The following is a 12,131-nucleotide window of genomic DNA, read 5'->3' as shown; positions in this document are numbered from 1 at the left end:
GATGTCGGTGGCCACCCACCCATCCCATAGGACGCGTCGCACGCTGTCCAGCGGGCGTCGGACTACTTCCCGTACGCCCCTTGAACTGAAGGCTACCGGGCGGTAATTGTTGCTGACAGGGAGTCTAAGAAACCGTCGCGGTGTGGCGGGGAGAGGGAACGGGCGACATGGCGACAGAGGCGTCCTTCAGCATCGAGAGCGCCGGAGGGTCCCAGACCGTGCGGCTCGCGTACGAGCGCACGGGCTCCGGCGAGCCGCTGCTCCTGCTGCACGGGATCGGGCACCACTGGGAGGCCTGGCAGCCGGTGCTGCCGATCCTCGCGACGGAGCGCGACGTGATCGCGGTGGATCTGCCGGGGTTCGGCAAGTCGCCCGCCCTGCCGGACGGGCACGCGTACGACCTGGCCGGTGTGGTGCCCGTCCTCGACGCGTTCTGCCGCCACCTCGGGATCGAGCGGCCGCACGTGGCGGGGAACTCGCTGGGCGGGCTGCTCGCGCTCGACCTCGGCCGGGAGAAGCTGGTGCGGTCCGTGACGGCGCTCTCCCCCGCCGGGTTCTGGACCGAGGCGGAGCGGCGGTACGCCTTCGGGACGCTGCTCGCGATGCGGGCGGGCGCGCGGGCCATGCCGGTGCCGGTGATCGAGCGGCTGTCCCGTACCGCGGTCGGGCGCGCGGCGCTCACCAGCACCATCTACGCCCGGCCCGGCCGCCGTTCACCCGAGGCGGTCGTCGCGGAGACGCTGGCCCTGCGGGAGGCCGCCGGGTTCCGCAAGACGCTGGAGGCGGGGCGTTCGGTGCTGTTCCGGGACGACATCGAGGAGCTGCCCGTCACCATCGCGTGGGGCACCAAGGACCGGCTCCTCGTGCGCCGCCAGGGCGTCCGCGCCAAGCAGGTCATCCCCCGGTCGCGGCTGGTCAGGCTCCCCGGTTGCGGGCACGTCCCGATGAACGACGACCCGGCGCTCGTCGCGCGGGTGATCCTCGACGGCAGCCGCTGACGTACGCGGCGGTCGGCCGAACACCCCTGAGCCCAGGGCGACCCCGGCGGCGACGAGCGCGCTGCCCGCGCCCTGGGCGACGCCGTACGTCCCGGAGCCCACCAGCGGCGCGGTGCAGGCCGCCGCGACGGGGATGAGCCCGGAGAACAGCGTGGCCCGCTCGGCGCCGATCCGCTGGATGCCCGAGTACCAGCACACGAAGCCGACGACCGTGACGACCACGGCCTGCCATGCCAGGGCCGCCAGTTCGGCGCCGTCCGGCCCGCGCAGCCAGCCCGCACCGTCCACGACGAGCCCGACGACGGCCGCCTCCAGCGCGGCAATCCCGCACACCGCGCAGGACAGCAGCCGGGGGCCGAGCGGGCGCAGCACCGGTACGGCGAGCACGGCGAAGCCGACCTCGCCCGCGAGGGCGCACACGGAGAAGGCGATCCCGGTGGCGTCCGCACGTCCCCAGCCCTGGACGGTGAAGGCCCCGGCCGCCACGAGCAACGCACCGTAGAGCACCGCCCGTTGGGGCCTGACCCCGCCCACCATGGGAACCAGCACGGCGACGACCACGGGCGCGCATCCCACGAAGACGCCGGGTACCGCCGGTTCGGCGGAGCGTTCCGCGGCGAGGATCGCGAGGTTGAAGCCGACCATGCCGACGGCGGCGAGCAGCGCGAGCCTGGCCCACTGGCGCGCCGCGAGCCGCCGCAGCGGATGCAGACCGCCCTTCCCGACCAGCGGCAGGAGCAGCAGGCACGCGACGGCGTAGCGGAGGAACTGGCCGCCCGCGTACGGGTAGTGGCCGAGGACGCTGTTGGCGGTGAACGAGCCGCCCACGAGGACGCAGGCGAGCGTGGCGAGCAGGGAGCCCCGCAGTGAAGTGGCGTTCATGGGGGCGACGTTAGGAAGGGCGGGTGGTCCGCCACGAGGTCCACTTGAGGAGCCCCGTCGGGGACCAATCGGCCGAGCGCGGGACTCCTCCCTCGGGGCCTTAGGGTCCTCGGCATGACCCGATCGCCCGCGCCGGAAAGCCGTGATCTTCCGTCACCCGCCTGGGAGTTGCTGCTGCCCGCCACCTCCGCACCGGCACGCGCGCGTGGTCGTGCGTTGCAGTCCGCGCTGCGGGAGGCGGTGCGTTCGGGGCGGCTCGCGGGCGGCACCCGGCTGCCGTCGAGCCGGGATCTGGCGCGGGATCTCGGGGTGTCGCGGGGCCTGGTCACGGAGGCGTACGAGCAGTTGACCGCCGAGGGGTACCTGCGCGCCGGGCGGGGTGCCGGGACGTGGGTCGGGGAGGCGGCGCGGGCCGCGCCCACCGGTGCGAGCGATCTGGCGCCGCGCCCGGCGACCGGTGTGCGCGTCGACTTCGTGGCGGGGAGCCCGGACCTGTCGCTGTTCCCGCGCGCCGCGTGGTCGGCGGCGCAGCGCGCGGTCCTCTCCGAGCTGCCGCATCCCACGCTCGGTTACCCGGATCCGCGCGGCCTCCCCCGCCTGCGTACAGCCCTCGCCGAACTGCTGACCCGGCGGCGCGGTGTGGTGGCGGACCCGGAGCGGATCATCGTGTGTTCCGGGGTGACGCAGGCGGTGACACTGCTCGGCATCGTGCTCCGCGCGCGCGGGCAGCACGGCATCGGCGTGGAGAGCCCCGGCAGCCCGCAGTACGAGGAGCTGTTCGCGACGGTGGGCGCGCGGGCGGTGCGCCTGCCGATGGACGACGAGGGGCTCGCCATGGGGCCGCTGCGGGACTCCGGGGTCCGCACGGCGATCACCACGCCGTCGCACCACTTCCCGTCGGGCATCGCCTGCTCGGCGGGCCGGCGCACCCAACTCCTGGACTGGGCGCGGCAGGTGTCGGGGCTGGTCGTGGAGGACGACTACGACGGCGACTTCCGCTACGACCGCGCCCCGGTGGGCGCGCTCCAGGGGCTCGACCCCGAGCACGTCGCGTACACGGGGTCGGTGAGCAAGTCGCTGGCGCCGGGACTGCGGCTCGGCTGGCTGGTGGTGCCGGACGAGCTGAACGACGACGTCGTCGCGCGCAAGCGCTACATGGACCTCGGCAACCCGGCCCTCGACCAGGCGGCCCTGGCCCGTTTCGTCGAGCGCGGCGAGTACGACCGGCACCTGCGGCGCTGCCAGCGCGCGTACAGGGAGCGCCGCGACACGCTCGTCGCGGCGCTGCGCGAGCACCTGCCGGGCACCGAGGTCTCCGGCATCGCGGCGGGCCTGCACGCCATCGCCACGCTCCCCGGCCGCTACGGTCCGCGCCGCGCCCTGGTGGACCGCTGCGCGGCCGCCGGGGTGTCCGTCCGCACGCTGGACCACTACGGGGGCGGCGGGGACGACGGCGTGTCCCTGGTGCTCGGCTACGCGCACCTGTCACCGGCCCGCATCACCGAAGGGGTACGACTCCTGGCACAGGCCGCTGCGCGCGCCCCGTTCCCCTGACGGCGGGGGCGGTTGTTCACTTGGGGTTCGCGTGTGCGCCGTGGCACAGCAGTAGGAGTGGCTGGGCGGCGCCACGCGCAGGCCATGGCACCGCACTGTCGTCGAGACCGTCACTGGAGGCGTCCATGTCAGACCGTCCGCACACTCCCCTGCCCGGCCGCCGCGGCGTGCTGCGCGGCGCGCTCGCCACGTCCGCGGCGCTGGCCCTTCCCACGGCCGGCGGGATCGCCGCTCCCGCGTTCGCGCTCTCCGGTCGTCCGAAGGCCGGCTGGGGCGTCCAGGCGGGTGACGTGGGCGCGCACTCGGGGCTCGTGTGGGTGCGCTCCGACCGGCCCGCCCGGATGGTCGTGGAGACCTCGGCCACCGAGTCGTTCAAGAAGGCCACCAGATGGCGGGGGCCGCTGATCGGCGCCGACACCGACTTCACCGGGACGACCCGGCTGCGCGGGCTGCCGCCCGGCGAGCAGGTCCACTACCGCGTGCTGCTCGCCGACCCGGACGACCCGCGGCGCACCGGCGAGCCCGTCGAGGGGACCTTCCGTACCGCGTCCGTGTCGCGCAAGGACGGGGTGCGGTTCCTGTGGTCGGGTGACATCGCCGGGCAGGGCTGGGGCATCAACCCGGACCGCGGCGGCTACCGCGTGTACGAGGACATGCGCGCCCTCGACCCGGACTTCTTCCTGTGCAGCGGCGACAACATCTACGCCGACGGCCCGATCCTGCCGAGCGTGACGCTGCCCGACGGGCGCGTGTGGCGCAATGTGACCACCGAGGAGAAGTCCAAGGTCGCCGAGACGCTCGCCGAGTTCCGCGGCGCGTTCCGCTACAACCTGCTCGACGAGAACCTGCGCCGCTTCAACGCGCAGGTCCCCACGATCACGCAGTGGGACGACCACGAGGTGCACAACAACTGGTACCCCGGCCAGATCCTCAGCGACGACCGCTACACGGAGAAGAACGTCGACGTGCTGTCGGCCCGGTCGCTGCGCGCGTTCAGCGAGTACTTCCCCGTCTCGACGCTGCCGCCGGGCGACGCGGACGGCCGGGTGTACCGCGTGCTGCACCAGGGGCCGCTGATCGACGTGTTCGTGCTCGACATGCGTACGTACCGGAACGCGAACTCGCCCGGCCGGCAGGCCGACGACGCGACCGGCATCCTCGGCGCCGAACAGCTGGCCTGGCTGAAGCGGGAGTTGTCCCGCTCGCGCGCCGTGTGGAAGGTGATCGCCTCCGACATGCCGCTGGGCCTCGTCGTCCCGGACGGCACCGCGAACTTCGAGGCGGTGGCGCAGGGCGACCCGGGCGCGCCGCTCGGGCGTGAGCTGCAGATCGCCGAGCTGCTGCGGCACATCAAGCACCAGCGGATCACCGGCACCCTGTGGCTGACGACCGATGTGCACTACACGTCTGCGCAGCACTACGAGCCGTCGAACGCGGCGTATCAGGACTTCGAGCCGTTCTGGGAGTTCGTGTCGGGGCCGCTCGCGGCGGGCGGGTTCAAGGCGCTGAAGCTGGACGGGACGTTCGGCCCGCGGCAGGCCTTCGTCAAGGCGCCGGACCGGAACAACACCTCGCCGGCCGAGACCCCGCCGTACTTCGGCGAGGTGGAGATCGACGGCGGCAGCGGTGAACTCACCGTACGGCTGCGGCAGGAGGGCGGCGACGTGCTGTTCTCGCAGACCTTGCAGCCGGGGCGGGTCGGACAGTGAGGCCTCGCCGAAATCCGACATAAGCACGCTTAACCCGTCGGTCACAAAGCGTTTGTGATCACGCAACACCGGTCCTGCACAGTGGACGCATGAGTAATGAGACGCAAGTTGTCACTGTTGTCCTCTGCTGCGCCGCGGCCCTGTTCGCCACGGCCGCCGCCGGTCTCCGTTTGCTGTGGTCACGACAGAAGGAGCACGCTCCACCGACGGCGGATACCGGCACCCGGCCGCCCGCCTCCCCGGAGGCCGCGGCCGGGCCGCTCGACCCGGCGAGCAGCGCGCTGTGGCGGATGCGCACGACCGTGCGGGACGCGCCGGGCTCGCTGGCCGCGCTCTGCACGGTCCTGGCCCGGCTGCGCGTCGACATCCTGAGTCTTCAGACGCACCCGCTGGCCGAGGGCACCGTGGACGAGTTCCTGCTGCGCGCACCCGAGGAGCTGACCTCGGGCGAGCTGACGGAGGCCGTCGCGGGCGCGGGCGGCGCCGACACCTGGGTCGAGCGGGCGGACGCCCACGACCTGGTGGACGCCCCCACCCGCATCCTCGGCCTCGCCACCCGCACGGCGCTCGACGCCGCGGAGCTCCCGCTCGCACTGCGCCAGTTGCTGGGCCGCTGCACGATCCGGTCACTGCCCGCGAAGGCCGTGACCGGCTCCGGCGACGGCACACCGGTCGAGGGCGGCTTCGACGACACCGTGCTGCGCCTGCGCACCCCGGAGGGCGGCGCCATCGAGGTCGAGCGGCCGTATCTGCCGTTCACGCCCACCGAGTTCGCGCGCGCCCGCGCCCTCGTCGAGCTGGACACCCGGCTCGGCCCGCGGGTGCCGCACGGCGAGGACGTCCTGACGCTGCCCGAGGGCAACGACATCACGGTGCGCCGCGCCGACGTCGGTGATCTCGCCCTCGCCGGGGCGATGCACGAGCGCTGCTCGCGGGCCACGTTGAGCAGCCGCTACCACGGGCCCGTCGCCGACGCCGACCGCTACCTCAACCACCTGCTCAGCCCGCGCTTCGGCCGCACCCTCGCCGCGCAGACCGCGTCGGGGCGGATCGTCGCCCTCGGCCACCTGCTGTGGGACGGCGACGAGACCGAGATCGCGCTGCTCGTGGAGGACGACTGGCAGCGCCGCGGCATCGGCGCCGAACTCCTCGGCCGACTGGTCGCGATGGCGGTCGAGGCGGGCTGCGCCAGCGTGTACGCGGTGACGCAGTCGGCCAACACGGGCATGGTCGCGGCGATGCGCGGCCTCGGCCTCCCGCTCGACTACCAGATCGAGGAAGGGACGCTGGTGATCACCGCGCGGCTCGATGCGACACCGGTGGCGTCCCTGCTTCCGTACGAGCACGAGGACGCGTACCAGCAGGCCGAGCGGCACTGAGTCCGGCCTCGGCCGCGCCCAACGCCCGGTCCAGGTCGGCCCACAGGTCCTCGACGTCCTCCAGGCCGACCGAGAGCCGCAGCAGCCGGTCGCTCACCCCGGCCGCCCTGCGGTCGTCGGCGGCGACCACGCGGTGGCTGATCGAGGCCGGGTGCTGGATCAGCGAGTCGACGCTGCCGAGGCTGACCGCCGGGGTGATCAGCCGGACCCCGGCGGTCACCGCGTGCGGATCGCCCGCGACCTCGAAGGCGACCATGGCGCCGCCGATCCGCGGATAGTGGACGCGGGTGACGCGCGGGTCCGCGGCGAGCCGCCCGGCGAGTTCGGCGGCCGTCGCGGACGCCGCCCGTACCCGTACGGGCAGCGTGGACAGGCCCCGCAGCAGCAGATAGCCGGCGAGCGGATGCAGCACACCGCCGGTCGCGAACCGCACCTTGCGCAGCTCGCGCGCGAACGCCTCGTCGCAGGCCACGACGCCACCGAGGACGTCCCCGTGCCCGCCGATGTACTTCGTGGCGCTGTGCAGGACGAGCCGGGCGCCGTGCTCCGCGGGCCGTTGCAGCACGGGCGTCGCGAAGGTGTTGTCGACGAGCAGCGGCACCGATCCGCAGGCGTGCGCGACGGCCGCCAGATCGACCTCCGCGAGCGTCGGGTTGGCGGGCGACTCCACCAGGACGAGGCCGGTGTCGGCCCGTACCGCGTCGGCGATCCCCGCCGGGTCCACCCATGTCACCTCGGAGCCGAGCGCGCCCGCCGTCAGCAGGTGGTCGCTGCACCCGTACAGCGGCCGGACCGCGACGACATGGCGCAGTCCCGCCCCGAGCCGGACGAGGAGCACGGCCGTCAGTGCCGCCATGCCGCTCGCGAACGCGACCGCGCTCTGCGTGCCTTCGAGACGGGCGAGCGCGGTCTCGAAGCGGGCGACGGTCGGGTTGCCGAGGCGGCCGTAGACGGGGGGCCCGTCGTCGAGGGCGCCGTCGGCGGCGAACGCGTCGATGCGGGCGGCCTCGCCGCGGGTGTCGGCGGACGGATAGGTGGTGGACAGGTCGAGGGGCGGGGCGTGCAGGCCGAGAGCGGCGAGGTCGTCGCGGCCCGCGTGCACGGCTTCGGTGGCGAAGGCCCGGGTGCGGGCCGCGCTCTTGTCCCAGTGCGTATCCATGACCGGAATGCTGAACAACGGGCGGGGCGAACGGTTCAACTCCCGTGCTACGTTCGGTGAATGGCCGACTCCGTCGTACTCGATCCGGTCGATCTGGACATACTGCGGCTCCTTCAGAACGATGCCCGCACCACGTACCGGGACCTCGCGGCGCAGATCGGCGTCGCGCCCTCGACGTGTCTCGACCGGGTGAACAGGCTGCGGCGCGGCGGCGTGATCCTCGGGCACGTGCTGCGGCTCGACCCGGCCAAGCTGGGCCGCGGTCTGGAGGCGCTGCTCTCGGTGCAGGTGCGCCCGCACCGCAGAGAGCTCGTCGGGCCGTTCGTCGAGCGGGTCCGCGCACTGCCCGAGGCCCGCACCGTGTTCCATCTGACCGGGCCCGACGACTACCTGGTGCACGTGGCGGTGCGCGACATGGCGGACCTCCAGCGGCTCGTGCTCGACTCGTTCACGGCACGCCCCGAAGTGGCCCGCGTCGAGACCCGGCTGATCTTCCAGCAGTGGGAGTGCGGCCCCCTGCTTCCGCCTGCGGCGAATCATGGTGACGCGGCCCCCTGACTCGTACGAGGATGTGTCACATGCCACACACCGCGAGCTCTCAGCCCCCCACCGCCCGACTGCCCCGGCAGGTCGCCGACGCGTTCGTCGACGCCACGGTCGCCCTCGATCCCGTCGAGGGCACGTATCTGGGTGTGCGCGAGTCCCACAGCAAGCTGCCCGACCTGTCCCCTGCCGGTCTCGCCGCCGTCGCGGACCTCGCGCGCGAGACCCTCGCCCGGCTCGACGAGGCGGAGCGGACGCCCGGCGCCGACAGCGACGTCGAGCGGCGCTGCGCCCGGCTGCTGCGCGAGCGCCTGACCGCCACGCTCGCGGTGCACGAGGCCGACGAGCACCTGCGCGAGGTCTGCAATCTGGGCTCGCCGGTCCACAACGTCCGCGAGGTGTTCACGGTCACCCCGACCGAGACGGACGAGGACTGGGCGGCGATCGCCGAGCGGCTGCGCGCGGTGCCCGCGGCGTTCGCCGGATACCGGGAGACGCTCGCGCTCGGCCTGGACCGGAAGCTGCACGGTGCGCCGCGCCCGACCAGGACGTTCATCGGCCAACTGGAGGAGTGGCAGGGCTGGTTCGAGGAGTTCACGGGCGCCGGGCCCGAGTCGCTGCGCGAGGAGCTGACGGCCGCGGCCCGCACGGCGGACGCCGCGACCGTCGCACTGCGCGACTGGATGCGGGACGTGTACGCGCCCGCCGTCGAGGGCGCGCCGAACGTGGTGGGCCGTGAGCGGTACGCGCGCTGGTCGCGCTACTACAACGGCACGGACCTCGACCTGGACGAGGCGTACGCGTACGGCTGGAGCGAGTTCCACCGGCTGCTCGCGGAGATGCGCACGGAGGCCGAGAAGATCCTGCCGGGAGCGGAGACCCCGTGGGTGGCGCTCGCGCATCTCGACGAGCACGGCCGACACATCGAGGGCGTCGACGAGGTCCGGCAGTGGCTGCAGAGGCTGATGGACGAAGCCATCGACGGGCTCGACGGTACGCACTTCGAACTCGCCGACCGGGTGCGGAAGGTGGAGTCGTGCATCGCACCGGCCGGCAGCGCCGCCGCCCCGTACTACACGCCGCCGTCGGAGGACTTCTCGCGCCCCGGCCGCACCTGGCTGCCGACGATGGGCCTGACCCGTTTCCCCGTCTACGACCTGGTGTCGACGTGGTACCACGAGGGCGTCCCCGGCCATCACCTGCAGCTCGCGCAGTGGGCGCACGTCGCCGGTGACCTCTCCCGCTACCAGGCGACGCTCGGCATCGTCTCGGCGAACGCGGAGGGCTGGGCGCTGTACGCGGAGCGGCTGATGGACGAACTGGGCTTCCTCACCGACGCGGAGACCCGCATCGGCTACCTGGACGCCCAGATGATGCGGGCCTGCCGCGTCATCGTCGACATCGGCATGCACCTGGAGCTGGAGATCCCCGCGGACTCGCCGTTCCACCCCGGCGAGCGCTGGACGCCCGAGCTGGCGCAGGAGTTCTTCGGCGCGCACAGCAGCCGTCCCGCGGACTTCGTGGAGAGCGAGCTGACCCGGTACCTGTCTATCCCAGGCCAGGCGATCGGCTACAAGCTGGGCGAGCGGGCGTGGCTGCTCGGGCGCGCCAACGCGCAGGCCGCGCACGGCGATTCCTTCGACGCGAAGGCGTGGCACATGGCGGCGCTGTCGCAGGGCTCGCTGGGGCTCGACGATCTGGTGGACGAGCTGTCGAAGCTCTGAGGGGGCCGTGTTTCCTCGCCTCTAGGCGCGGCGGAATCCGCCCTCCGAGTCGATGACCTGCCCGGTGATCCACGCGGCCTCGTCCGTGGCCAGCCACGCGATGAGCCGCGCCGGATCGTCGGGCATCCCCCACCGCTTGGCGGGGAACAGCTCGGCGATCGCGTCGTACGTCTCGCCGTCCAGGTAGTCCGTGTCCACGGGGCCGGGGTTGACGGTGTTCACGGTCACGAACTGCGGGGCGAGGGCCGTCGCGAGGGAGCGGGTGATCGAGGCGAGCGCGCCCTTCTGGAGGGCGTACGCGATCTCGTCGGGCATCCCGTCGGCGATGTCCTGGCCGGAGGTCATCATGACGACGCGACCTCCTGATTCCGCGGCCGTCGCGGCCCGGTGCCGGGCGAAGGCCTGCACCAGCAGCACCACCGAGCGGGCGTCGACGGCCCAATGGGCGTCCAGCATGGCGGCGTCGATGGTGTCGAGCGTGCCGTCGGAGCCGCTGAGGGCGTGGTTGGCGACGACGATGTCGATCCGGCCGCCGAGCGCTTTGGCGGCCTCCTGGACCAGCTGGGCGGGGGCCTCGGGTTCGGTCAGATCCGCCGGGCCGTGCGCGACCACGGCGTCCGGATCACCGCACGCGGCCCGCACGGCGTCGGCGACCTCGGCGGGCCGGTCGCCGCCCCACGGCATCGCCTCGTCGTGCGCCACGTGATGGTGCAGATACACGCTCGCTCCGTACGCGACGAGCCGCCGCGCCACGGCGAACCCGATCCCGCCACGGCGACTCGCCCCGGTGATCAGAGCGGTGCGACCGCGCAACGGGAGCGGGTCGCGGCGGAGTTCGGTCGGGGTGGGGTGAGGAAGTTTCGGCATGGTGCGCATGATGCCTGGCGCCCACCGGGAGCACACCCGATTTCCGCGGCCGGGGCCCGGGCCCGGGCCCGGTCAGCAACCGCAGTCCGCGCCGAGCGGAGCCGTGAGCGGATCGGCGGCCCGGCGCGCGGGCCCCTCCCACGTCTCGTACGCGAACCCCTCCCGAACCCAGTACTCGAACCCGCCGAGCATCTCCTTGACCTGGAACCCGAGCTCCGCAAGCGCAAGCGCCGCCCGCGCGCCCCCATTGCATCCGGGCCCCCAGCAATACGTCACCACAGGCACGGACTTGTCGAGGATCCGCTCGGCCTGCTCGGTGATGAGCGCGGTCGGCAGATGAACCGCACCGGGAACATGCCCCTGGTTCCAGGACTCGGTGGAACGGGAATCGAGGACGACGAATCCCGGATCACCGCCGGAGGCCAGCGCGGCGGCGACGTCGGACACATCGGCGTGGAAGGCAAGGCTCGCGCCGAAGTACGCGGCAGCGGCGGAGGGCGAGGCGGGAGCGACGCGGAGGACCGGATTGGCGACCGGCGTGGTGGATGTCATGACCGGAAATCTACGGCCGACGGCCCACCGGCTGAAGGCACGATCCCCGGCAATCCCCTTGTCCGGCCGGGGATTCCCCTGCTATTTCTCAACCATGACCGCTGATTCCACGCCCTACGTTCCCGACGCCACCGACTGGCGCATCCTCCAGGCACTCCAGAGCGAGGGCCGCGCCGGCTACGCGGAACTGGCGCGGACGGTGTCCATGTCGGCCAGCGCCGTGACCGAGCGGGTGCGCAGGCTGGAGGAGGCCGGGGTGATCGCGGGCTACACGGCGGTGGTCGTGCCGGAGCGGCTCGGCCTGCCGATCCTGGCCTTCGTACGGCTGCGCTACCCGAACGGGAACTACAAGCCGTTCCACGACCTCGTCGAGGCGACGCCGGAGATCCTGGAGGCACACCACGTCACCGGCGACGACTGCTTCGTCATCAAGGTCGCGGCGCGCTCGATGAAACATCTGGAGGAGGTTTCCGGCAGGATCGGCACCCTGGGATCGGTGACGACGAGCGTCGTGTACTCCTCGCCCCTGCCGAGGCGGGCCATCGGCAACTAGGGGACGCTGGGCGGATTGTCCAGCACTCTGGCAGGAATGTCACCCGTTATGGGAAAGTACAGAAAGTAGTCATATGCCGTCGGTATTGTGACGGTCACCTGCCTTCGAGTGGACGGATGGTGGGGGTCCGTACCAGCGGGTCCCAGATCGATGACCTCCTTGCCAGAGCAGCGAAGCTCGTGCGGTGTGGGGCCCGCCGCGCAGCCCCGCA

At 72.9% G+C, this 12,131-nt stretch carries 10 protein-coding genes and 1 pseudogene; 7 read left to right on the top strand and 4 right to left on the bottom strand.

From position 1 onward, the window contains the following. Positions 1–167: 167 nt before the first annotated feature. Positions 168–998 (top strand): alpha/beta fold hydrolase, encoded by an 831-nt coding sequence (locus tag ACY34M_RS13410; protein ID WP_462717830.1) that lies wholly within the window; start codon positions 168–170, stop codon positions 996–998. A 93-nt stretch (positions 999–1,091) separates the two neighbouring features. Here ACY34M_RS13410 and ACY34M_RS13405 read toward each other — a convergent pair. Further along, positions 1,092–1,880 (bottom strand): annotated as a pseudogene (locus ACY34M_RS13405) (EamA family transporter); the annotation flags it as partial. Positions 1,881–1,994: 114 nt separating this feature from the next. On the opposite strand from ACY34M_RS13405, the gene pdxR reads away from it, so the two are divergent. The 3 genes from pdxR to ACY34M_RS13390 all read left to right on the top strand — a co-directional run bounded on the left by pdxR (position 1,995) and on the right by ACY34M_RS13390 (position 6,522). Next, on the top strand, positions 1,995–3,434 hold the full coding sequence (gene pdxR, locus ACY34M_RS13400; protein ID WP_462717829.1) for a MocR-like pyridoxine biosynthesis transcription factor PdxR: 1,440 nt from the start codon (positions 1,995–1,997) through the stop codon (positions 3,432–3,434). Positions 3,435–3,559: 125 nt separating this feature from the next. Then, on the top strand, positions 3,560–5,143 hold the full coding sequence (locus ACY34M_RS13395) for an alkaline phosphatase D family protein (RefSeq protein ID WP_462717828.1): 1,584 nt from the start codon (positions 3,560–3,562) through the stop codon (positions 5,141–5,143). 89 nt (positions 5,144–5,232) lie between these two features. Next, the gene (locus tag ACY34M_RS13390; protein ID WP_462717827.1) at positions 5,233–6,522 is read left to right on the top strand and encodes a GNAT family N-acetyltransferase; all 1,290 of its coding nucleotides are present in this window, start codon (positions 5,233–5,235) and stop codon (positions 6,520–6,522) included. Here the strand turns inward: ACY34M_RS13390 and ACY34M_RS13385 are convergent. Further along, on the bottom strand, positions 6,437–7,681 hold the full coding sequence (locus tag ACY34M_RS13385; RefSeq protein WP_462717826.1) for a trans-sulfuration enzyme family protein: 1,245 nt from the start codon (positions 7,679–7,681) through the stop codon (positions 6,437–6,439). The genes ACY34M_RS13390 and ACY34M_RS13385 overlap by 86 nt on opposite strands. Before the next feature lie 60 nt (positions 7,682–7,741). Here ACY34M_RS13385 and ACY34M_RS13380 point away from each other — a divergent pair, with 60 nt between their 5' ends. Continuing rightward, positions 7,742–8,239 carry an Lrp/AsnC family transcriptional regulator gene (locus ACY34M_RS13380; protein ID WP_462717825.1) on the top strand — a complete coding sequence of 166 codons (498 nt, stop codon included), beginning with the start codon at positions 7,742–7,744 and terminating at the stop codon, positions 8,237–8,239. Positions 8,240–8,259: 20 nt separating this feature from the next. Next, positions 8,260–9,948, top strand: a complete 1,689-nt coding sequence (locus ACY34M_RS13375) for a DUF885 domain-containing protein (protein WP_462717824.1) — start codon at positions 8,260–8,262, stop codon at positions 9,946–9,948. Between the two features lie 21 nt (positions 9,949–9,969). Here the strand turns inward: ACY34M_RS13375 and ACY34M_RS13370 are convergent, their stop codons facing one another. Together ACY34M_RS13370 and ACY34M_RS13365 are read right to left on the bottom strand one after the other, a co-directional pair. Then, the gene (locus tag ACY34M_RS13370; RefSeq protein ID WP_462717823.1) at positions 9,970–10,815 is read right to left on the bottom strand and encodes an SDR family oxidoreductase; all 846 of its coding nucleotides are present in this window, start codon (positions 10,813–10,815) and stop codon (positions 9,970–9,972) included. A gap of 72 nt (positions 10,816–10,887) precedes the next feature. Next, positions 10,888–11,367: a rhodanese-like domain-containing protein gene (locus ACY34M_RS13365; protein ID WP_462717822.1), complete on the bottom strand. Its 480-nt coding sequence runs from the start codon at positions 11,365–11,367 to the stop codon at positions 10,888–10,890. Between the two features lie 94 nt (positions 11,368–11,461). Between ACY34M_RS13365 and ACY34M_RS13360 the strand changes: the two genes are divergently transcribed. Further along, a complete protein-coding gene (locus ACY34M_RS13360) occupies positions 11,462–11,920 on the top strand; it encodes an Lrp/AsnC family transcriptional regulator (RefSeq protein WP_462717821.1) in 459 nt (152 codons plus the stop codon). Positions 11,921–12,131: the final 211 nt, after the last annotated feature.

Source organism: Streptomyces sp. EDA2-14 (assembly GCF_054963755.1).
The sequence above is the reverse complement of the archived record's forward strand: the minus strand, read 5'-3'. Positions and strand labels throughout refer to the sequence as shown.

Bases quoted from the DNA above. Each gene is read 5' to 3' on its own strand.
- ACY34M_RS13410 (WP_462717830.1), top strand. From the start codon at position 168: ATGGCGACAGAGGCGTCCTTCAGCATCGAGAGCGCCGGAGGGTCCCAG.
- pdxR (WP_462717829.1), top strand. From the start codon at position 1,995: ATGACCCGATCGCCCGCGCCGGAAAGCCGTGATCTTCCGTCACCCGCC.
- ACY34M_RS13395 (WP_462717828.1), top strand. From the start codon at position 3,560: ATGTCAGACCGTCCGCACACTCCCCTGCCCGGCCGCCGCGGCGTGCTG.
- ACY34M_RS13390 (WP_462717827.1), top strand. From the start codon at position 5,233: ATGAGTAATGAGACGCAAGTTGTCACTGTTGTCCTCTGCTGCGCCGCG.
- ACY34M_RS13385 (WP_462717826.1), bottom strand. From the start codon at position 7,681: ATGGATACGCACTGGGACAAGAGCGCGGCCCGCACCCGGGCCTTCGCC.
- ACY34M_RS13380 (WP_462717825.1), top strand. From the start codon at position 7,742: ATGGCCGACTCCGTCGTACTCGATCCGGTCGATCTGGACATACTGCGG.
- ACY34M_RS13375 (WP_462717824.1), top strand. From the start codon at position 8,260: ATGCCACACACCGCGAGCTCTCAGCCCCCCACCGCCCGACTGCCCCGG.
- ACY34M_RS13370 (WP_462717823.1), bottom strand. From the start codon at position 10,815: ATGCCGAAACTTCCTCACCCCACCCCGACCGAACTCCGCCGCGACCCG.
- ACY34M_RS13365 (WP_462717822.1), bottom strand. From the start codon at position 11,367: ATGACATCCACCACGCCGGTCGCCAATCCGGTCCTCCGCGTCGCTCCC.
- ACY34M_RS13360 (WP_462717821.1), top strand. From the start codon at position 11,462: ATGACCGCTGATTCCACGCCCTACGTTCCCGACGCCACCGACTGGCGC.